The sequence below is a fragment of the Vandammella animalimorsus genome (genome assembly GCF_002285285.1).
Classification (GTDB): domain Bacteria; phylum Pseudomonadota; class Gammaproteobacteria; order Burkholderiales; family Burkholderiaceae_C; genus Lampropedia; species Lampropedia animalimorsus.
The window spans coordinates 595006-616253 of record NZ_NSJF01000002.1; the positions used below are offsets into that span (position 1 = coordinate 595006).

The 21248-nt window shown below is 67.0% G+C and carries 19 protein-coding genes; 13 read left to right on the plus strand and 6 right to left on the minus strand.

From position 1 onward, the window contains the following. Position 1 precedes the first annotated feature (1 nt). Positions 2-526 carry a rod shape-determining protein MreD gene (gene mreD / locus CK620_RS06050; RefSeq protein WP_095549513.1) on the plus strand — a complete coding sequence of 175 codons (525 nt, stop codon included), beginning with the start codon at positions 2-4 and terminating at the stop codon, positions 524-526. Next, positions 523-2541: a penicillin-binding protein 2 gene (gene mrdA, locus CK620_RS06055; RefSeq protein ID WP_095549514.1), complete on the plus strand. Its 2019-nt coding sequence runs from the start codon at positions 523-525 to the stop codon at positions 2539-2541. Before mreD ends, mrdA begins: the two co-directional genes overlap by 4 nt. Before the next feature lie 77 nt (positions 2542-2618). On the opposite strand, the gene CK620_RS06060 is transcribed toward mrdA, so the two are convergent. The 3 genes from CK620_RS06060 to CK620_RS06070 all read right to left on the minus strand — a co-directional run bounded on the left by CK620_RS06060 (position 2619) and on the right by CK620_RS06070 (position 5424). Then, positions 2619-3206, minus strand: a complete 588-nt coding sequence (locus CK620_RS06060) for a DJ-1/PfpI family protein (RefSeq protein ID WP_095549627.1) — start codon at positions 3204-3206, stop codon at positions 2619-2621. 143 nt (positions 3207-3349) lie between these two features. Continuing rightward, a complete protein-coding gene (locus tag CK620_RS06065) occupies positions 3350-4657 on the minus strand; it encodes an ATP-binding protein (RefSeq protein WP_095549515.1) in 1308 nt (435 codons plus the stop codon). After that, entirely contained in the window at positions 4654-5424 is a 771-nt protein-coding gene (locus CK620_RS06070) for a response regulator (protein WP_095549516.1), read from the minus strand. Before CK620_RS06070 ends, CK620_RS06065 begins: the two co-directional genes overlap by 4 nt. Before the next feature lie 213 nt (positions 5425-5637). Here CK620_RS06070 and CK620_RS06075 point away from each other — a divergent pair, with 213 nt between their 5' ends. Genes CK620_RS06075 through CK620_RS06090 form a run of 4 tightly spaced genes read left to right on the plus strand, consistent with a single transcriptional unit; the run spans position 5638 to position 9914 of the window. Further along, a complete protein-coding gene (locus CK620_RS06075; RefSeq protein ID WP_420894205.1) occupies positions 5638-6399 on the plus strand; it encodes an ABC transporter ATP-binding protein in 762 nt (253 codons plus the stop codon). After that, on the plus strand, positions 6396-7817 hold the full coding sequence (locus CK620_RS06080; RefSeq protein WP_095549517.1) for an ABC transporter permease: 1422 nt from the start codon (positions 6396-6398) through the stop codon (positions 7815-7817). The genes CK620_RS06075 and CK620_RS06080 overlap by 4 nt, the downstream gene beginning before the upstream one ends. Further along, positions 7810-8688: an outer membrane lipoprotein-sorting protein gene (locus CK620_RS06085; RefSeq protein ID WP_095549518.1), complete on the plus strand. Its 879-nt coding sequence runs from the start codon at positions 7810-7812 to the stop codon at positions 8686-8688. The genes CK620_RS06080 and CK620_RS06085 overlap by 8 nt, the downstream gene beginning before the upstream one ends. Beyond that, positions 8685-9914, plus strand: coding sequence for a hypothetical protein (locus tag CK620_RS06090; RefSeq protein ID WP_143325959.1), 1230 nt, complete (start codon positions 8685-8687; stop codon positions 9912-9914). The genes CK620_RS06085 and CK620_RS06090 overlap by 4 nt, the downstream gene beginning before the upstream one ends. A gap of 69 nt (positions 9915-9983) precedes the next feature. On the opposite strand, the gene CK620_RS06095 is transcribed toward CK620_RS06090, so the two are convergent. Next, on the minus strand, positions 9984-10745 hold the full coding sequence (locus CK620_RS06095; RefSeq protein WP_095549520.1) for a sulfite exporter TauE/SafE family protein: 762 nt from the start codon (positions 10743-10745) through the stop codon (positions 9984-9986). An 87-nt stretch (positions 10746-10832) separates the two neighbouring features. Here CK620_RS06095 and CK620_RS06100 point away from each other — a divergent pair, with 87 nt between their 5' ends. From CK620_RS06100 to CK620_RS06130, 7 genes are all read left to right on the plus strand, one after another. After that, a complete protein-coding gene (locus CK620_RS06100; protein WP_095542680.1) occupies positions 10833-11945 on the plus strand; it encodes an enoyl-CoA hydratase/isomerase family protein in 1113 nt (370 codons plus the stop codon). A 567-nt stretch (positions 11946-12512) separates the two neighbouring features. Continuing rightward, complete coding sequence (locus CK620_RS06105) at positions 12513-13565, plus strand: carboxynorspermidine decarboxylase (protein ID WP_095549629.1); 1053 nt, start codon at positions 12513-12515, stop codon at positions 13563-13565. Positions 13566-13627: 62 nt separating this feature from the next. Next, complete coding sequence (locus CK620_RS06110; protein ID WP_095542679.1) at positions 13628-14893, plus strand: saccharopine dehydrogenase family protein; 1266 nt, start codon at positions 13628-13630, stop codon at positions 14891-14893. Positions 14894-15038: 145 nt separating this feature from the next. After that, positions 15039-15338 carry an ElaB/YgaM/YqjD family protein gene (locus tag CK620_RS06115; RefSeq protein ID WP_095542678.1) on the plus strand — a complete coding sequence of 100 codons (300 nt, stop codon included), beginning with the start codon at positions 15039-15041 and terminating at the stop codon, positions 15336-15338. Positions 15339-15473: 135 nt separating this feature from the next. Next, positions 15474-15869, plus strand: a complete 396-nt coding sequence (locus tag CK620_RS06120; protein ID WP_095542677.1) for a phage holin family protein — start codon at positions 15474-15476, stop codon at positions 15867-15869. Further along, the gene (locus CK620_RS06125) at positions 15866-16342 is read left to right on the plus strand and encodes a hypothetical protein (protein ID WP_095542676.1); all 477 of its coding nucleotides are present in this window, start codon (positions 15866-15868) and stop codon (positions 16340-16342) included. Before CK620_RS06120 ends, CK620_RS06125 begins: the two co-directional genes overlap by 4 nt. Positions 16343-16441: 99 nt before the next feature. Then, a complete protein-coding gene (locus tag CK620_RS06130) occupies positions 16442-17935 on the plus strand; it encodes a M20 family metallopeptidase (protein ID WP_095549521.1) in 1494 nt (497 codons plus the stop codon). Positions 17936-18081: 146 nt separating this feature from the next. Here CK620_RS06130 and CK620_RS06135 read toward each other — a convergent pair whose 3' ends face one another. Continuing rightward, positions 18082-18546, minus strand: a complete 465-nt coding sequence (locus CK620_RS06135) for a hypothetical protein (RefSeq protein ID WP_095549522.1) — start codon at positions 18544-18546, stop codon at positions 18082-18084. A gap of 33 nt (positions 18547-18579) precedes the next feature. Beyond that, a complete protein-coding gene (gene gspD, locus CK620_RS06140) occupies positions 18580-21210 on the minus strand; it encodes a type II secretion system secretin GspD (protein WP_179290582.1) in 2631 nt (876 codons plus the stop codon). Positions 21211-21248 lie beyond the last annotated feature (38 nt).

Sequence of the window (21248 nt, forward strand, 5' to 3'; positions counted from 1 at the left end):
CATGTTCAACATTCACCGCACTGAACAGCTTCTGCGTCCGGCCAGGCCCCTATTCATTGCCGCCAGCCTGCTGGTTGCGCTGTGCCTGCATGCCTTGCCCATGGGCCAAGTGCCGTGGTTTCCCGATGTCATGCTGCTGGTACTGTGCTTCTGGGCCTTGCACCAGCCCCAGCGCGTGGGCATTGGCACGGCCTTTGTGCTGGGGGTGGCCGTAGACGTGTTGCACGCCAGCTTGCTGGGCCAGCATGCGCTGGCCTACATCGTGGCCGTGTTCTGGGTGCAGACGGTGCAGAACCGCCTGCGTTGGTACCAGGGCGGCATGCAGCAAGCCATCTTGCTGCTGTTGCCGTTTTTTTTCGTTAGCGCTCTGCAGGCCTGCCTGGGCTGGCTCTCCAGCCGCATCTGGCCTTCTTCTCTGGTGTTTCTGGCCCCGCTGCTACAGGCTTTGCTGTGGCCGCTGGTGCGGCACTGGCTGCTGGCGCCACAGCTCAGCCCCTTGACGGAAAAAGAGCGGCGTCCGCTATGACTGGCTTTGAGGATGTGAAAAATGATGCTGGCCGCTTCACGGGTCGCATCGTTTTCATGGCTTTGCTAGTGCTGGCTGGCATGTTGGTGCTGGCCAGCCGGGCCTATTACCTGCAGGTGCTGCACCATGAGGAGTTTCAGGAGCGCGCCGAGAGCAACCGCACGGCAGTCGTGCCCATCGTGCCCTACCGGGGCAACATCGTCGACCGCAACGGCGTGCTGCTGGCGGGCAACTACTCGGCCTATACGCTGGAGATCTCGCCGGCGCGGGTGCGCAACCTGGAGCAGACCATCAACGAGCTGGCCGAGCTGGTGGACATTCAGCCCATCCACCGGCGTCGCTTTGAGCGCCTGCGCAGCGAGGCCGGGCGCTACGACTCGCTGCCCATCCGCACCCAGCTCAGTGACGAGGAAGTGGCGCGCTTTGCCGCGCAGAGCTGGCGCTTTCCTGGCGTGCAAGTGGCCGCGCGGCTGTTTCGCACCTACCCCATGGGCAACACCGCCAGCCACGTGATCGGTTACATCGGCCGTATCACACAGCAAAACCTTGAGCGCATCGAGGAGCGCGACGAAGAAGCCAATTACCGTGGCTCGACCCACATTGGCAAGCTGGGCATCGAGGACAGCTACGAGAGTGAACTGCACGGCATCACGGGCGTGGAGCAGCTCGAGCGTTCCTCGGCCGGCCGGCCGCTGCGCGTCATGGACAGCTCCCCGGCGCGCGCAGGCAACACCGTTGTGCTGTCGCTGGACATCAAGCTGCAGCGCCTGGTCGAGGAGCTCTTTGGCGAGCGCCGCGGCGCGTTGGTGGCCATCGACCCGAGCAATGGCGAAATCCTGGCCATGGTCAGCATGCCGACCTTCAACCCCAACCTGTTCGTCGAAGGCATTGATCAGGAAAACTGGCAGGCCCTGAATGAATCCATCGACCGGCCGCTGTTCAACCGCGCGCTGCGCGGCACCTACCCACCAGGCTCGACCTACAAGCCCTTCATGGCCCTGGCCGCGCTGGAGACTGGCGCGCGCAGCGCCAACACCGTCATCCAGGACGGCGGCACCTGGACCCTGGCCGGCCACCGCTACCGCAGCGGCGCGGCGCTGGGCCCGGTGGACATGCGCCGCAGCATCACGCGCTCGAGCAACGTTTACTACTACTCGCTGGCCTATGAGATGGGCGTGGAGAAAATCCACGACTTCATGAAACCGCTGGGCTTTGGCCAACTCACCGGCATTGACCTCAACGGCGAAAGCCGCGGCATCCTGCCCAACCGCGAATGGAAGCGCAATGCTTTCAGCGATCCGCGGCGCAAGAGCTGGATCCCCGGCGACACGGTGTCCTTGGGCATTGGCCAGGGCTACAACAGCTTCACCATGCTGCAGCTGGCCCATGCCACGGCCACGCTGGCCAACGCAGGCATCAGCCACCGCCCGCACCTGGCCAAGGGCCGCCTGGACGTGACCCGCAACGAGCTATTGGCCATCGAGCAGCCCGCCGGTGTCGATTTGGGCTACCGGCCCGAGCACTTGCGCGTCATCGCCGAGGGCATGGAAGGCGTGGTGCTGCGCGGCACCTCGCGGCGCGTGTTTGCTGGCGCGCCTTACCGCTCGGCCGGCAAGACCGGCACAGCCCAGGCCGCCTCCGTCGGCCAGCGCGAGCGCTACAACGCCGCCAAGCTGGCTGAGCACCAGCGCGACCACTCGCTCTACATTGCCTTTGCGCCGCTGGAAAAGCCGCAAATCGCCGTGGCCGTCATCGTCGAAAACGCTGGCTTTGGCGCAGCCCACGCCGCCCCCATCGCGCGGCGCGTGATGGACTATTGGCTCGCTGGCATCTACCCCAGCGCCGAAGACATCGCCGCCGTGCAGACCGGCCGCGCCACGGCCGCGCCGCTGGGCCAGCCCAGGCGGGTGGATGAAGTGGCCATGGATGCTGCCGTACTGCCACTGCACACGTTGAAGCGCAGAGGCGCCCAGCACAGCCTGGAGCCCTGGCAGCATGGCCCGCCAGCGCCTTGAGGCCTGTTCAAGAATCTCAGTCTCAGTGCAAGTGCGCCGGGCTGCACGAATCGCAGCGCCAATGGCCATGGGACAGGTCAAAGTGGCGCAGCGAACGGGTCGTCCTGCGGGTTCTCGCTCCAGAGGTACTCGCAATGCCGGGCGATGCGCCGGGCTTCTTCCAGGCCGCAGCGCTCGGCAATGAAGGCCAGGGCCATGTCCATGCCCGCCGACACGCCCGAAGAGGTGTGGAACTTGCCGGCCTGCACCCAGCGCGCGCGCGGCTGCCACAGCACCTGGGGGCCGCAGCCTTGCACCCAGGCAAAGGCTTTCTTGTTGCTCGTGGCGCGCAGCCCGTCCAGCGCTCCGGTGGCCGCCAGCAGCGCCGCGCCCGTGCACACCGAAAGCACCGTGTGCGCCTGCGCCACCCACTGGCGCAGCGCCTGCAGGAAATGCGCATCCTGCACCAGCGCCCGCGTGCCCTGGCCGCCAGGCACCAGCAGCAGCGCCTGCGCCGGCAGCTCTTTGAGCGCCGTCGTCATCACCTCGAAGCCCGCGCGGCTGCGCACCAGCCCGCCGTGCTGCGACACATAGTGCAAGCTCGCGCCTGCGTGCTGCAGCATCTCCACCGGCCCCATCAAGTCCAGCGCGTCGTAGTCGGCAAACAGCAGGCAATAGCAATCCATGGTCATCTCCTCGAAATGCACAGTCCATTCGTGACGCGGCAGTATCGGCCCATGCTGGCGTGGGCAGAGGCGGCTTGCCGCTCTCGCAGCATCGTGATCGTGCGCCATAGTAGCCGGGATCGGGCACGCACGGGATCAGGCATTCAGTGCGCCGCAAAGCGCACCCAGGCCTGCAGACCGCCGCCTGTGCGGTTGCGCAGTTGCAGTTGCGCGCCCTGGCCCTGCAGCAGGTTGCGGGCGATGGTCAGGCCCAGACCGGAGCCGCCGCTGGCGCGGTTGCGCGAGGCTTCGACGCGGTAGAAGGGCTCGAACACGCGCGCCAGCTCGTGCGGGGGCAGGCCGGGGCCGCGGTCCTGGATGCAGATGTGGCTGCCGCTGGCGTCCTGGCTGAGCACGATGCCTGCCTCGCGTCCGTGGGCCAGGGCGTTGTCCAGCAGGTTTTGCAGCGCGCGCCGGGTGGCGCGCGGGGCGCAGCGCACGGGCGCGGGCAGCCGGCCTTGCAGGCTGACAGCGTGGCCCAGGTCCTCGGCCTGTTCGATCAGGATGTCGACCAGGGCGTTCAGGTCAGTGGCGACCAGGGACTCCTGCACGTGTTCGCTGCGGGCGTAATCCAGCCCTTCCTGGATCAGCGCCAGCATGCCGTCGATGTCCTGCCCGGCGGCCTGGCGCTCGGCGGCGGTGGGCAGCTGGTCCAGGCGCAGGCGCAGCCGGGTCAGCGGGGTTTTCAGGTCGTGCGAGATGGAGGCCAGGATGCGCGTGCGCTCGGCCAGGTTTTTTTGCAGCGCGGCCTGCATGGCGTTGAAAGCGGCGCTGGCCTGCTGCACTTCGGCCGGGCCGCAGCAGGCCAGCGGGGGCGCGTCCAGGTTGCTGGCCAGCGCCTGCGCGGCCTGCGTGAAGCGTTGCAGCGGCCGCGTGAGCTGGCGCACGGCGTACAGGGCCACGGCCATGACGCCCAGGGAGAGCAGCAGCAGGTACAGGGCGATGACGTAGATGGGCGGGGGTGACAGGGGCGGCTGGGCCGGCAGCGTGACCAGCAGCGCCTCCCGGGCGTCGAGCGGCACGACGATGGCCGGCGCCTGGCCGCGCAGGATCAGGTGCGCCGATGGCGCCTGGCCCTGCCGGGCCAGCTGCTGCTGCAGGCCGTTCATGAGGCGCGCCAGCTCGTGCAGCGCGACGGGGGCGGGCAGCCCGGCCAGGGGCAGGATGTCGATGCCGTAGAGCTCGCCGCGGCCGAGCGCGGGCAGCCACTGGCGCCGCGCCTGCGGCGGCTGCTGGGCCAGGAAGCGGTGGATGAAGGCGGTGTCGGCGGCCAGGAAGTCGTAGAGCTTGTCGCGCATGCGCCAGGCGCCGCTGGCCATGACGGCGAAGCTGAGCAGCTGCATGGCGATGGTCGTGGCCAGCAGGATGAGCACCATGCGCCCGGCCAGCGTGGGGCTGCGCCGGGCCTTCATGGCGCGTCTGCCTGGCCAAAGCCCTGCGGGCGCGTGGCATGGCCGCTGACCTGCCGGCACAGCACGTAGCCTTCGCCGCGGATGGTCTTGATGTAGCTGGGCTCGCGCGCGGTATCGCCCAGGCGCTTGCGTAGCCGGCTCACGCGCAGGTCGATGGCGCGGTCGAACAGCTCGGCGTCGCGCCCGGCCAGGCCGGTGAGCAGGGCGTCGCGGCTGACCACTTTCAGCGGATGGTCGAGCAGAAAGCGCAGCAGTGCGTATTCGGCCGCCTGCAGCAAGGTGATGGTGCCGCCGCGGGCGATGAGGTGGCGCTGCACGGTGTCCAGCGTCCAGTCGCCAAAGGTCAGGTAGCGGGCAGTTTCGTCGCGCGGCGAGCCCGGCGGCAGCATGCGCGCGCGGCGCAGCACGGCGCGCACGCGGGCCAGCAGCTCGCGCGGCACGAAGGGCTTGGGCACGTAGTCGTCGGCCCCCATTTCCAAGCCGATGATGCGGTCCACGTCGTCGGCCATGGCGGTGAGCATCAGCACTGGCGTGCTGGCGTGGGCGGCTTGGGTGCGCAGCCAGCGAAACAGCGTCTGGCCGTCCTCGCCGGGCAGCATCAGGTCCAGCACGATGGCATCCACCGGGCTGCGCGCCAGCACGGCGCGCATGGCCTGCCCGTCGGCGGCGCAGCTGACTCTGACGCCTTGCCGGCCCAGGTAATCGGCCAGCAGGCGGCGGATGTCGGGGTCGTCATCGACGATGAGCAGGTGGTCGGTCTGGGACATGGCGCCATTGTGCGGGCCTTTCTGTGTCGGTGTGTGTCGCTGCCTTGCTGGAATGTCTCCAGCGCGGGCCGCGACAGCCGCGCATACAAATCGGCCCTGCCGCGGATAAACGCCCGACACCTTGTCGCGCTGCAATGCCAGCAGCCACAACCAGCAGGCAGCCGCCCGGAGCGCCGTGGCCGGCCCTGCGTTGCAGACAAGGAGAGTGCGAACATGAGCGAGATCGAGAGGAGGCCAGCGCCCTGTGTGGCGTCGTTGCGCCAGGTCGGCAAGCGCTACCGCATGGGCCAGGCCACGGTGGTGGCGCTGGATGCGGTGAACCTGGACATCGAACGGGGCTGCGTCACCGTGGTGGCCGGCCCCTCTGGCTGCGGCAAGAGCACGCTGCTGCACATGGTGGGTCTGCTGGACCGCCCCGACGAGGGCCGCGTGAGCGTGGACGGCCATGACCCGGCCGCCCTGCACGACGACGCGCTGTCGCGCTTTCGTGGCCGGCACATCGGTTTCGTCTTCCAGTCCTTCAACCTGCTGCCGGTGCTCAGCGCGCTGGAGAACGTGGAATACCCCATGCGGCTCGGCCAGCTCTCGCGCGCCGAGCGCTTGGTCCGCGCCCGGCAGATGCTGGCCGCCGTGGGCCTGACGGACAAGGCTGGGCACCGGCCCGACGAGCTCTCGGGCGGGCAGCGCCAGCGCGTGGCCATTGCTCGGGCGCTGGCCAACCAGCCCCCCATCGTGATCGCTGATGAGCCCACCGCCAATCTGGACCGCCAGACGGGGGCCAGCATCATCGCGCTGCTGCGCCAGATGCAGGCCGAGATGGGCTGCTCCATCCTGCTGTCTTCGCACGACCCGGCCGTGATCGAGATGGCCGACGTGCGCGTGAACCTGCTCGACGGCCGGGTGCTGGACATCAAGGACACGCGCCACAAGGCCCGATATCCCCGGGCGGATGCAGCTTTGCAGGTGCAGCCATGAAGACCTTCTCGCTTGCTCTGCGCAACGTGCTGCGCAACCGCCGAAGAACCCTGATCACCCTGGGCGCCATCGGCGTGGCCGCCGCCGCCATCGTGGTGCTGGCCGGCTATGTCTCGGCCACCATCCAGGGCCTTCAGACCATGACGGTGCGCAGCACCGGCCATTTGCACGTGATGGTCGAAGGCTGGCTGGACTTTGGCCGCGCCGCCCCCAGCCAGTACGCGCTGCGCGATGCCGATGACGTGCAGCGCCTGCTGGAGGAGGACGAAGCGCTCCGCCCCATGCTGCGCGTGCTCTCGCCCATGCTGCAAGTGCAGGGCGTGGCTGGCTACTTCGAGACCGGCAACTCCTCGACTTTCGTCGCCGCCGGCTGGTCGCCCGGGCCGCGCCAGCGCATGCTGGATTGGGACGGCCTGGGCACTGGCCATCCACCCATGGCGGCCAACCTGGATCCGGCCCGGCCCGATGCCGGCACGATCGGCGTGGGCCTGGCGCAGCTGCTGGGCATGTGCGATGCGCTGAAAATCAGCGACTGCGCCGCCCGACCGACCGACACGGCCGATGCCGACGCGCCGACCATCGGCCAAGACCTGGCCGAGCTGGGCCAGCAGGCACGCACGCTGGCACGCAGCGAGCAGCAACGCCCCTCGACCGACGAGGTCGCCATCGAGCTGATGGCCGCCAGCAGTGGCGGTGCGCCCAACATCGTGCGCATGCCCATCCGCCAGGCCCAGCGCCTGGGCCAGCGCGAGCTGGACATGATGTACGTGGGCATGCCGCTGCCCCTGGCGCAGCGGCTGGTGTTCGGCCCCGATGGCAAGGACGTGTCGGCACTGGTGCTGCAACTGCACCGCACCGAGCAGCTGCCCGCCGCCCAGGCGCGCGTGCACACGCTGCTGCAGCAGCGCTACCAGACACAGGGCGGGCAGAAGCTGCAAGTGCGCAACTTCATGGACGTGCAGCCCGCCTACGGCCAGATCGTCGCCATGTTCAACACCCTGCTGGGCTTCGTGACGTTGCTGATGCTGGTGGTTACGCTGTTCTCGGTGGCCAACACCGTCAACATGGCCGTCAGCGAGCGCGTCCATGAAATCGGCACGCTGCGCGCCATGGGCCTGACACGCGGCGACATCCTGCGCTTGTTCCTCGCAGAAGGCGGCCTGCTGGGGCTGCTGGGCGGCAGCCTGGGCGTGCTGTCGGCCATGGCGCTTTCGGTCTGGGGCATCAACCGGGCCGGCCTGAGTTGGACGCCCCCGGGCAGCACCACGTCCGTGCCCATCCAGATCGACATCGCGGGCAATCTTGCCCTGTGCGCCGCCATCGTGGGCCTGATGGCGCTGATCGCCTGCCTGTCCTCGTGGTGGCCCGCCCGCCGCGCCTCGCATCAGCAAATCGTGGAGGCCTTGAGCCATGTCTAAAGCATCCATCAAAACGGCAAACCCTTCGCTTGGCCCGCTGCCCCATCGCCGGGCGCTGGCGCTGGCCGCGCTGACCACTCTGCTGGCTTGGCCATTGACCCTGGCGCGGGCCGACGAGGCCGTCAGCGATGCCCAGGCCCAGGCATGGCTGGAGCGCAGCGACCAGATCCGCAACCTGCCCGGCAGCTTTGCGCTGCGCAACACGCTGACCGAGTTCCGCCACGGCAAACAAAGCGCGCAGTCCGTGCTCACCGTGTTCGCGCGCCCGGCCGCCAGCGGCGGGCAGTTCGACAACCTGATCCGCTTCGAATCGCCCGCGCGCGACCACGGCAAGCTGATGCTGCGCAACGGCTTGGAGCTGTGGTTCTACGACCCCTCGACGCGCGCCAGCGTGCGCATCTCGCCCCAGCAGCGCCTGCTGGGCCAGGCCAGCAACGGCGACGTGATGAGCACCCGCCTGGCCAGGGACTACACAGCCAGCTTCGTCCAGCGGGAGACGATTCGTGACGGCGACCGGCAAGAGCGCGCCACCCTCCAGCTCAAGCTGCTGGCGCAGCGCGGCGATGTGCCTTACGCCGCCATCGACTACTGGATCGACGCCAGCAGCCACCGGCCCGTGATGGCGCGCTACCGCAGCGCCGAAGGCCGCCTGCTGAAAACCGCCTACTTCCGCAAGTACCAGGACGTGCTGGGCGAGCAGCGCCCCACCGAGACCGTGATCATCGACGGCATGAGCCCGGATTGGGTGACCCTGATGACGCAAAGCCAGCACCGCCTGCAGGACATTCCCGCCACCTGGATGCAGCGCGACTACCTGCCCCGCTTCACGGGCGAGGCGGCCTCCGAAACGCCCGCGCAGGCCCAGCCATGACAGCGCCCCTGCCTATGCCCCCGGCCCGTCTGCTCGCGCCCAGGCAACGGGCGGCCGCCCGGCTGGGCGGCCTGCTGGGGCTGGGCCTGGCCGTCCTGCCGCTAGCCGCCCAGAGCCTTGACCCACTGTCGCTGCAAGCCGATGGCGCGGCGACCCGACAGGCGGCAGACCCGCTGGGGCTGCGGGTGGAGCTGTCGCAACAGTGGCTCGGGCGACGCAGCCTGCCGGCCACCGCCGTCTCCGCGCAGCAGCAAGGCTTCGTGCTGGACTTCCGGCGCGAATGGCCACTGGGCAACCGCACGCGGGCGGGGCTGTCCAACCGCGCTGAACGCCTGTGGTCATCGGCCCGCACGCAAACGCGCAATGCCTTGCGCGAGGCCTACGTCAGCCACCAATGGGCCAGCGGCTGGTTCATCGACGCCGGGCGCATCAACTGGCGCCACGGCGTGGCCAGCGGCTTCAACCCCACCGACTTCTTGCGCGACGGCGCAGGCATCGTGCAAGCCACGCAGGACCCTCGCGCGTTGCGCGAAAACCGCCTGGGCACCGTCATGCTGCGCCAGCAATGGCTGGGCGAGGCCGGCTCGATCCAAGCGGCCCTGATCCCGGCCATCGCGCACGGCAACGACGACCCCCGCGCCTTCGGCTGGCGGCGTACCAACGCGCGCGACGCGCTGCTGCTCAAGCTGGCCCCCACGCTGGGCGAACGCAGCACCTTTGACGCCATCGCCTACTGGCGACATGGCGATGCCCCCCGCTGGGGCGCCAACCTGACCTACCTGGCCACCGATGCTTGGGTGCTGCATGCCGAAATCGCCTACGCCCAGCGCGGCACGCTGCCCACCGCGCTGCGCCCGCCCACCTGGCGCGCAGCGGATGAGCAGCGTTGGGGCCTGGACCACGCCCTGGGCGCCACCTGGACCAGCGCCAGCGGCCCGGTCTGGACCATCGAGCTGCAACGCGACGCCCGACAGCAAAGCAGGGCCGCCTTCGTGCGCATGGCCTGGGACAAACCGCTGGGCTGGCCCGGCACCCAGCTGGCGGCCTTTGTGCGCCAGGACCTGGACCATGCCCGTCGCTGGTGGCAGCTCGATCTGAACTGGCACCTGAGCGGGCGCCACAGCCTGTCGCTGCTGCTGGGCGGCACAGCTGGCCGTTCGGCGCGGCTGGCGCACGCAGGCGGGGCGCGCCATCGCGCCGCGCTGGCTTGGCGTGTGAGTCTTTGAGTGGTTGGCTGACTTGGGGCAGGCGCTGTTCCTGACGACTTTGGGAGTTGAGGACAGGCGCTCAATGGCTCAGCGCACAAAGGCATCCCAGAGCGAGCGGACGATCAGCAGCGAGACCACGGCCACGAAGATCCAGCGCACGAAGCCTGAGCCATAGCGCAGCGCCATGAACGTGCCCAGCATGCTGCCCAGCACGTTGGCCAGCGCCAGCGGCACGGTCAGGTGCCACCAGATATAGCCGCCCAGGCCCAGCAGCAAGATCGAGGCGCAGTTGGTGGAGATGTTCAGCAGCTTGGCGCTGGCCGAGGCGTTGAGGAAGTCGTAGCCCAGCAGGCGCACCAGCGCAAACACGAAAAAGCTGCCGGTGCCCGGGCCGAAGAAGCCGTCGTAAAAGCCAATCGTCAGCCCCAGGCCGCTGGCCAGCGCGGCTTGCCGGCCTGTGCTGCCGCGCGGCTGGTGGTGGCTGCCCAAGTCTTTTTTGTACAGGGTGTAGAGCAGCACGGCCAGCAGCATAAAGGGCAGCAGCTTGCGCACCAGCTGGGCCGAGACCACCGTCACCGCCCAGGCGCCGAGCATGGCGCCGGCGAAGGCACAGGCCACGGCCGGCAGCAGCACGGCCCAGTCGAAGCGCACACGCTGCGCGTACTTCCAGGCCGCAAAGCTGGTGCCGAAGATGGCGCCGGTCTTGTTCGTGCCGCTGATCGTGGCGGGCGAGGCCAGCGGATAGACGGCAAACAGGGTGGGCAGCAACACCAGGCCGCCACCGCCGACGATGGAGTCAACGAAGCCGGCAAACAGCGATGCGAACGAAACGATGAGCCACTCTTGCATGGCGCGCGATTATCGGGCTTGCGCAGGCCGGGCAGCCTGCATAATCGGCGGCTTTGCTTGACTTGTGAACCATTCAGGAGACAACCCATGAGCGATTCCCCAGAAATCCTGACCGAAGTGCGCGGCAAGACCGGCTTCATCACCCTCAACCGCCCCAAAGCGCTCAATGCGCTGTCGCTGGGCATGGTGCGTGAGCTGGCCCGCGTGCTGCAGGCTTGGCGCGACGATCCGGCTGTGCTGGCCATTGCCATTCGCGGCAATGGGCGCGAGGGGCCGTTCGGAGCGTTCTGCGCTGGCGGGGATATTCGCTTCCTGCACCGCGCCGGCAGTGATGGCAACCCGCAGTTGGAGGACTTCTTTACCGAGGAATACCAGCTCAACCACCTCACGCACCACCTGGGCAAGCCCTACATCGCCTTCATGGACGGCATCGTCATGGGCGGCGGCATGGGCATTTCGCAAGGGGCGGATCTGCGCATCGTCACCGAGCGCACCAAGATGGCCATGCCCGAGACCGGCATTGGCCTGTTCCCAGATGTGGGCGGCGGCTACTTCCTCAGCCGTGCGCCGGGCCACGTGGGCGAATACCTGGCCTTGGTGGGCAACGTGATTGGCGCGGGCGATGCGTTGGCCTTTGGCCTGGCCGATGGTTTCATGCCCTCGGAAAAACTGGCCGCGCTGTGGGATGGTCTGGCCGGTGATTTTGCCGACTCCCAAGCCGTCAGCGACTATGTGCGCCAGCAGTTTGCCGCTGCGCCCGAAAGCCCGGCCAGCGCCCAGCGCGAGGCGATCGACCGCATCTTCGGCCTGGGCAGCGTCAAGGCCATCATCGAGGCCCTGGAGGGCGGCGCCCATGCAGACGGCCAAGCCACCTGGGCGGCCGAGACTGCGCAGACGCTGCGCAAGCGCTCGCCGCTGATGCTGCACGTGGTGCTGGAGCAAATCCGTCGCGGCCGCCAGCTCAGCCTGGCCGATGACCTGCGCATGGAGCGCGACCTGGTGCGCCACTGTTTCTACCTGCGCGATGAGCGCCAGAAGAACAGCGAGACCATCGAGGGCATTCGCGCGCTGGCGGTGGACAAGGACCACCAGCCGCAGTGGAAGCCAGCGCGCATCGAGGAGGTGGACGAGCGCGAGGTGGCGGCATTCTTCGACAGCCCTTGGCCAACCGCAGCCCATCCGCTGGCGGCGCTGGACTGACTGGGTTTGGGGCAACTCAGGTAAAATGCCCAGCCTCTGCAGGCCGCGCAGCCTGCAAGCATCCGCACGGGGCCGGCCGGCCCCGTTTCTTTATTCGCCAACCAGGTTGATGCAACGCCATGACTTTTGCCTTGACCACGACTTATCGTTGGGAGCGTGATGCCACGCTGTCGTTGGCGGCAGCGCGCAGCTACCACGCGCTGCGTGCGCTGATCGTCTGGTAATGGCGCAGCGGCCCTGCCGGCGCAGGCTGGGCCGTTGTTTCTTTGTTGTGGTCTTGCCTGGGCGCGTATGCCGCGCCCCAGTGGCCAAGCCGCCACAGCCCGCGCTGATGGGTCGGTCTGCTTTGCCGGCTGCTCCGGCCTCAGGCGCAGGCCACGCCTCACTTCCCCCCAGCCTTGCAGCAGCGCAAGGCCAGCAGCGCATACTTTTTTCGCACCAGCCGCTTGCCGGCTTGGTTGATGCATCGCTTTTTCCAAGGAGCAGGAGCAATTGCCCACCACCACCCCAGCGGCCCAGTTCGCAACCCCTTACTACCGCATCGATGAGCAGCGGTTGCTGGTCAACATGCAGCGCATTGCGCAGCTGTGCGAGCAGTCCGGCGCCAAGGCTCTGCTGGCGCTCAAGTGTTTTTCGACCTGGTCGGTATTCCCGCTGATGCGCCAGTACCTGGCGGGCACGACTTCCTCTTCGCTGCACGAAGTCAAGCTGGGCCGGCAGAAGTTCGGCGGCGAGACGCATGCCTACAGCGTGGCCTTTGCCGATCATGAGATCGACGAGGTGCTGGCGCACAGCGACAAGATCATTTTCAACTCGCTGGGCCAGTTGCAGCGCTTTGGCGCGCGCGCCGCTGCGGCGGGTCTGCCCGTGGGGTTGCGGGTCAATCCGGGGGTGAGTAATTCGCCTTATCTGCTGGCCGATCCGGCGCGTCCGCACAGCCGGCTGGGCGAGGCTGATCCGCAGCGCATTGCTGAGGTTGTGGGCCAGCTCTCGGGGCTGATGTTCCACAACAACTGCGAGAACCGCAGCTTCGAGAGCTTCGATGCCATGCTGGGCCAGATCGAGGCGCGCTTTGGCGCGTTGCTGGCGCAGGTGCAATGGGTCAGCCTCGGCGGCGGAATCCATTTTGCTGATCCTGGCTATCCGCTCGATGCGCTGGCGCAGCGTCTGAAGGCTTTTGCCCAGCGCCATGGCGTGCAGGTGTACCTGGAGCCCGGTGAGGCCGCCGTCGCCGGCGCAGCCACCCTGGAGGTCAGCGTGCTGGACGTGGGTTTCAACGGCAAGCCGCTGGCCATCGTCGACAGCTCCACCGAGGCGCACATGCTTGATTTGCTGATCTATGGCCTGAGCGGGCGCATCGAGCCCAACACCGGCGAGCACGAATATCTGGTGTGCGGCAAGACCTGCCTGGCCGGCGACATCTTCGGCAGCTTCCGCTTCGAGCGGCCGCTGCAGGTGGGCGATCGCCTGAGCATCGAGGACGCGGCCGGCTACACCATGGTCAAGAAGAACTGGTTCAATGGCGTGGCCATGCCCAGCATCGTCGTGGCCCGGCTGGACGGCCGCGAAGAGCTGGTGCAATCCTTTGGCTATGAGGACTATCTGTGCAGCCTCTCCTGAGGCATGCCTGAGGGCCTGAATGGCGATTTTTCAACCACTGTTTACAGGGGGCTTTGTGCGAAATGAAGAAGAACGTTTTGATCATCGGCGCTGGTGGAGTTGGGCAGGTAGCGGCGCATAAGTGCGCAGCGCACAACCGCTTGCTGGGCGACATTCACATCGCCTCGCGCACCATAGGCAAATGCCACGCCATCATCGACAGCATCCGTGAGAAAGGTTCGCTGCAGGATCCACAGGGCGTGCTGCAGGCGCATCAGCTCGACGCCATGGACACGGCAGCCACGCGCGCGCTGATCGAGCGCACCGGCGCGCAAATCGTCATCAACCTGGGCCATGCCTTCGTCAACATGTCGGTGCTGGAGGCCTGCATCGAAACGGGCGCAGCCTACATCGACACGGCCATCCACGAGGATGCCGACAAGATCTGCGAAACCCCGCCCTGGTACGCCAACCACGAGTGGAAGCGCAAGCCCCGCTGCGCCGAGCGCGGCGTGACGGCCATCCTCGGCTGCGGCTTCGATCCCGGCGTGGTCAATGCCTATGCGGCGCTGGCCGTCAACGAATACTTCGACCAGGTCGACTCCATCGACATCATCGACATCAACGCCGGCAGCCACGGGCGCTACTTCGCCACCAACTTCAACCCGGAGATCAACTTCCGCGAGTTCACCGGCCAGGTCTGGTCCTGGCAGGGGAGGCAGTGGCAGTCCAACAAGATGTTCGAGGTGCAGCGCACCGACGATCTGCCCGTGGTCGGGCAGCAAACCTCCTACCTGACAGGTCACGATGAGCTGCACTCGCTGTCGCAAAACCTGAACGTGCCCAACATCCGCTTCTGGATGGGCTTTGGCGAGCACTACATCAACGTCTTCAACGTGCTGCGCAACATCGGTCTGTTGTCGGAAAAGCCCGTCACGCTGGACAACGGCCAAAGCGTCGTGCCGCTGCAGCTGGTCAAGGCCGTGCTGCCCGATCCGGCCTCGCTGGCGCCGGGCTACGTAGGCAAGACCTGCATCGGCAACCTGGTCAAGGGCGTCAAGAATGGCCAGCCGCGCGAGGTCTTCATCTACAACGTGGCCGACCACGTCGAGGCCTTTGCCGAAGTGGGCAGCCAGGGCATTTCCTACACCGCCGGCGTGCCGGCTGCGGCCGCAGCCATGCTGATTGCCCAGGGCGTGTGGGACGTGCGCGGCATGGTCAATGTGGAAGAGTTGCCCTACCAGCCCTTCATCAATCTGATGAATCGCATTGGCCTGCCCACGCACATCCGCGAGACTGGTCGCGAGGATGCGCTGGTGCAGTTTGCCCAGCAGGAAAGCCTGGCTTGATGCAGCCGCTGGCACTGAAAACCTTACGAGCCCCTGAGGAAAACACCGCTTGTTAAGATGGCCGGCCATGGGGTTGTGGCAGAACCCCTTGTCCTTTGTGCCTGTAGTCTGCGGGCATCAACCAACAGAAAAGAAAGGTATAGAGATGGGAATTTTCTCCAAGCAACCCCGCGATGATTTCGAGCGTTTGGTGTCTGAACTGCGCGATGTGATCTCCAGCCGCGATCTGGACGACGTGCCGCAAATCCGCCAGCTGCGCGAAAAATTCGACGATGGCTACCACCGTCTGCGCGAAGCCACGGTGCGTACCGCCCAGGAAGCGGCAAGCCGTGCACGTGATGGCGCCGATGCCGCCAACCGCTATGCCCACGATGAGCCCTGGCATGTGGCTGGCGCAGCCGTTGCTGTGGGTGTAGTGCTGGGCTTTTTGCTGGGCCGTCGTTGATCCAGCAGCTGCGCAAAGCCTTTGAGCAGGCTCTGAGGCCTATTCAAAGGCGGAACAAGCTCTTCGTGGCCTGCCAGTTGCAGGCCAATCAAGCCAGCCGCAGGCTGGCTTCTTGTTTTGAAGAAAGGCTGGGCAATGAATTGGCAAAGATTGTTGGGTGTTGAGCGCCTGCGCGAGTCGGCGCGCTATTGGCTGGATGAGGGCGGCCTGGCTGTGGCCGACCGCTTGGATCTGGCGCAGCTCGAATGGCGCAAGCAATGGACGGGCCTTGTGGGCATGGCCATTGCCGTGGCCTTGTTGCTGATGTTCTTGTTCGGGGCCTTGATCGTGGGCTCGCTGGCTGTGATGCTGGCCTACTGGCAAAGCCCGCAGTGGCATACGGCCTTGTGGGTGCTGGGCGGCGCATGGGGCGGGCTGCTGCTGATAGCCCTGCTGGTCATCGTCATGATGAAAAAGCGCATGGCCAAGCCTTTCGTGCTGACACGCACGGTGTTGGCGCAGGACTTTCGCGCAATGAAGGAGCGTTTATGAATGTCAACCGCATACCAGGCCGCGACGACGACGACGCACTGCGTGACGTGGCGGCCCTCTTGAAGCACGCTGGCGCTTCGGTGCAGCCAGAGGAGGCGCTGGTGCTGCAGCGCATTGCCCAGCAGCGCCAACGCTTGCGTCTGCATGCCGCGCAGGCGCCAAGGCATGCGATGGCAGCGCGCACGCGCCTGGCGGCCAGCGAGGCGGCTGCGTTCGACGCCGAGCCGGCCCCGCCCAGGCATTGGGCGCGTGCGGCGGCGCACACCGTCGGTGCCAATCCGCTGTGGCTGGCAGGGCGAGACTTTGCGCTGCGCCACCCCATCTCCGTGGGGCTGGCCCTGGGCAGCGGCCTGGTGCTGGGCCCGCGCAAGCTGCTGCGCTCGCTGCTGTGGATGGGCCCGCTGGTCTGGCGCGGCTGGCGCATGGTCGAGCGCATGGAGCGACCGCTGCGCGCCCTGAGCCGCTGGCGCTGAACGGGCGCCTTGGCCCATCCCACCCAGCCAGCGCGCCCCGCTGGCTGGGTGGCCTCTGCTGAGATTGACGCATCCCCCTGTTTTGCTCCGTTGGCACTCATGAGCACTCCCATCGTTTCCCGTACTCTGCAACCCGAACAGGCCTTGGCGCACATTGGCCGCCAATGGGATGCAGACATTCTGCAGCGCTTGCAGGACTACATTGCCGTGCCGGCCAAGTCACCCATGTTCGATCCGGACTGGGCCGCGCATGGCTTGCTGGACAAGGTTTTGCAGGATGCGGCCGATTGGGTGCTGGCACAGAAAGTGCCCGGCCTGCAGTTGGAGATCGTGCGCTTGCCCGGGCGCACGCCTGTGCTGTTCTTTGACATCGCTGCCAGTGGCAGCACCACGGGCAAAACGGTGCTGATGTACGGCCACCTGGACAAACAGCCTGAGTTTTCCGGCTGGCGCAGCGACCTGGGGCCGTGGACGCCCAAGTACGAGCAAGGCCGGCTTTATGGCCGCGGCGGCGCCGATGATGGTTATGCCGTTTACGCCAGCATTGCCGCTGTGCAGGAGCTCAAGCGCCAGCAGCTGCCGCACCCGCGCATCGTCGGCCTGATAGAGACCTCTGAGGAAAGCGGCTCGGTCGATCTGCTGCCCTACATCGATGCGCTCAAGCCGCGCATGGGCGACGTGGGTCTGGTGGTCTGCCTTGACTCGGGTGCAGGCAATTACGACCAACTGTGGCTGACCACCAGCCTGCGCGGCAACATTACCGGTACGCTCAAAGTCGAAATCCTCACCGAAGGCGTTCACTCGGGTGATGCCTCGGGCGTGGTGCCTTCGTCGTTTCGCATCATGCGCCAGGTGCTCGATCGCCTCGAGGACAGCGCCAGCGGGCGTCTGCTGCCAGAGGTCTTCCACTGTGAAGTGCCGCCCGAGCGGCTGGAGCAGGCGCGCGCCACGGCTGCCATTTTGGGTGAGCAAGTCTATGCGCGCTTTCCCTGGGCGCATTACGACTGCGGGGGCGCCACGCTGTTCGCTCTGCCTACAACCACCGATCCGGTGCAGGCGCTGCTCAAGCGCACCTGGCGGCCCACGTTGAGCGTGACCGGCGTGGACGGTATGCCGCCGCTGGAGAGCGCGGGCAATGTGCTGCGCCCGCACACGGCTTTCAAGCTCAGCATTCGCATCCCGCCGCTGGTGGATGCCGCCGCCTGCGTGCAGCAGATGAAAGCCCTGCTGGAAGACAACGCCCCCTACCAGGCGCGCGTGACCTGGGAGAACGTGCATGGCAGCAATGGTTGGAATGCCCCGGCCATGGACGACTGGTTCCGTCAGGCGCTGGACACTGCAAGCCAGGCCCACTTTGGAGCGCCATGTGGCTACATCGGCCAGGGCGGCACGATTCCGCTGATGGGCTTGCTGTCGCAGGGTTTCCCCACAGCGCAGATGATGGTCTGCGGCGTGCTGGGCCCCAAGAGCAATGCCCACGGCCCTAACGAATTTCTGCATGTGCCGTATGCCAAACGCTTGACGGCGGCTGTGGCCCAGGTCATTGCCAGCATGCCGGGCGCGCAGGCGCAGGCTGCGTTTGAGCAGGGCTAATGGCAATGCTGCGTAGCTGAACGGCGTGTGCCGCCCAGGCCGCGGCCATCAAAAAAACGCCAGGCCTTGTCCGATGCGGCAAGGCCTGGCGTTTTGCTGGGGGTGGGTGTGAGGCGCCGCGCTCGATGCTCAGCGCTCAGCAGCGCTCAGCGCAAATGCACCCACCATTGGCCATCTTGCAGGATCCAGCGCTCTTCGGTCTCAGCCGTGGCGCGCATGCCTTGGAACTTGGGCACGTGGATCTGGGTTTCCAGATAGACCTTGGCGGTGCAGGCATCACTGCTCTCACAGCTCACGCCGCGCACTTCGGCCTTTTTCCAGGATGAGGGGTGCTGGTCGCTGAGGATGTTGTAGCGGCGCTTGTAGCCGTCCAGCGACATGACGCTGCGCACGCTGGGGGCCACGTGCTCGTAGGCCTTGGCGTACTCCCGATCCATCATGGCTTGCCAGCGAGCGGCGGCGCGCTCGCTGATGATTTCCTCGGGAGGGCGGTTGTCGGCTTTCTGGGTATTGCAGGCTGCCAGCAGTGCGGCGGCCGAGCACAGTGCTGCGGCCCAGGCGGCGCGGTGGCTGAGGCGAGGGCGGGCGGGTTGGCGGCTGGTGTGTGGCATAGACAATTCTCCGTGGTAGGGCCTGTTCCAAGTTTATGGGTTGGCAGGGCGGGCCGAATTCTGGCCCGTGGCGGGCAACTCGGCAGCGGGCGGCAGCGTGGTTTGCGTCAAGGGCTTGACCAGATCGGCCAGGTCTTCCTCGCCTGGCAGCACCGGGCCGCCGCGTTTGATTTCCTCGACGCGGGTGCGCAGCAGATCCTGCATGCGGTCGCGCAGCTCGTTGCCAGCATCGCGCAATTCGTCGCTGGAGCGGATCACCGTCGGCGTGATGATGACCAGCAGCTCGGTGCGCTCATTGCGCTGGTTGGTGGATCCAAAGGCATGGCGCGCCACCGGGATGTCGACCAGGCCGGGGATGCCGTCGTTGCCGTTGCGGGTATTTTCCCGGATCAGACCGCCCAGCACGATGGGCTCGCCCGAGCGCACGGCCACCTTGCTGGAGATCTGGCGCTGCACGAAACTGGGGTTGGTGTCGTCGCCACTGCCGGCCGAGAGCAGGTTGGTGACTTCCTGGTTCACATCCAGGGTCACGATGTCGCCAGCGTTGACCGAGGGCGTGACCTGCAGCGACACGCCGGTGTCGCGGTACTGGTAGGTGCGCGAGACGTTCTGGGTGTTGTTCGTGCCCGATGGCGTGGTCAGTGAGCTGGTGGCAATCGGGATCTGATCGCCCACCAGAATGCTGGCTGTGTGATTGTCCAGCACCAGCAGCGAGGGGCTGGAGAGCATCTTGGCCAGATTGCGTTTGGCCAGCATTTGCAGCAACGCATTGACGCGGTTGCCGCGCGTGAGCGCATAGGTAAAGGCATGGCCAGTGCCGCCGGCGGCAAAGCGGCCGATGTCCAGCGCGTTGTCGGTCGGCGGGGTAATGCCTTGCAGCGTGGGCGAGCCGCCCGTGCCACGGAAGCCATCGCCCAGGTTGCCGTTGAAGGCCCAGCGCAGGCCGTACTCCAGTTCCTTGGTGAGCGTGACCTCGATGATGCTGGCCTCCAGCAGCACCTGCACGGGCTGCTTGTCCAGGCGCTTGAGCGTGGCCTCGATCTTTTCGTACTCCTGGCGCGTGCCCCAGACCAGAATGGCGTTGTTGAGCGGATCGGCGATGACGCGCGCTGCGCCCAGATCCATGGCCACTGGGGCCGTGTTGACGACTGGCTGGTTGCTGCCCAGACCGCCGGCGCTCAGGCGATTGTTGCCTCCCAGGCCCGCCCCGGCGCCGAAGCGGCTGTTGGTATTGGCATTGGCAAAGCCAGTGGTCTGCGTGCTGGCTTGGCTCAGGCCAGGGGCCACGCCGCTGTTGGCAACGGCGCCACCGGCCGAGGGCGTGCCGCCGAAGATGCCTCCCAGCACCTGGGCCAGGTGCGCGGCCGAGCCATTCTTGACGCCGTAGACGAACAGTTGGGGCTCCACGCTGTCGTTGGGCTGATCCAGGCGCCCGATCCAGGTCTTGACCTGCTCCAGATACTGCGCGCGCGGCGTGATGACCATGATGCTGTTGAGCCGCTCCAGCGGCACGATGCGCAGCGAGCCCAGCACCGGCAGAACCTGCGCGGCAATGGGCGTGGCCGCCTGCGGCTGCTGGCCGCCCGGCTGCGCCTGACGGCCCTGTGCGGCCTGCTGTTGTGCGCGCAGCTGGGCAGCGCGCTGCTGTGGCGAGAGGTTTTGCTGCCCCGGCGCGGTGGCCGTTGCGCCGCTGCCGCCGGGCGTTTCGCCAGCCAGCACCTGCATGGCTGCTTGCACGTCGGATACAGAGGCGTACTTGAGCGGGAAGATGCCCACCGACATGCCTTTGAGCAGGTTCACGTCGAAGGTGCGCGCCAGCTCCATCCACCCCTCGGCCTGTGGCCGGGTGCCGGCCAGCACCAGCAGATTGCGGATGGTGTCCACGCGCAGCAGCGAGCTGTCGCCCATGACAGGCTTGAGGATCTCGGCCATCTCGGCCGCGCCGATGTATTCCAGCGGCAGCAGCACGATGCCATAGCCTGGGGGCAGCGGGCCGTAGCCGGTGCCGGCCATGCGCGGCGCGGGCACGATGCCGCGCAGCGCCTCGGGCGGACCAATGTGGTAGAAGCCGCGGCTGTCCTGCGCGATCAGCAGGCCGTTGGCCAGCAGCGCGGTCTCGAGCAGGGACATGGCCGTGTCCTTGGAGACGGCCTTGCGGGTCGAGAGCGTCAAAGTGCCGCCAATGGGCTGGTGCAGCACATAGTCGGCTTTGAGGATCTCGCCCATCATGACGTGCACCACCTCGGTGATGGGCGCTTCCTCGAAGTTGAATTCACCGGCCTCGCCAGTCAGGGCCACGGCGCGCTTGGGCGGGTTGAGGGTTACGCCTTCGCCTTCGTAGATGCGGATCTGCGGCTCAGGCGGGCCATCGTCTTGGCCATTGGCAGCGCGGCCTTCGATGCGGGGATTGGGCCTGGGCGCTTCGCCAGAGACGGCCATGGTCGTGCCCTGCCAGGCCTGCACCTCTTCTGAATTGGCCTGCACCGTCGTGGCGCTGGCAGAGGCGCTGGCGCTGGTTTGGCCGGTGGCGTTGTCGGCCTGTGGCGGCAGGTGGCTGCAGGCGAACTGGCTGGCGGCAACGGCCAGACAGGTCCAGACCCAGCGCGCAGTCAGCGGCTGGCGGCCTGGGCCCTGGGGGCGGGGGGCGGAAGTCAAACGGGACATGGGCATGGCGCGCAATCGGCGGCGATCAAATGCAATCG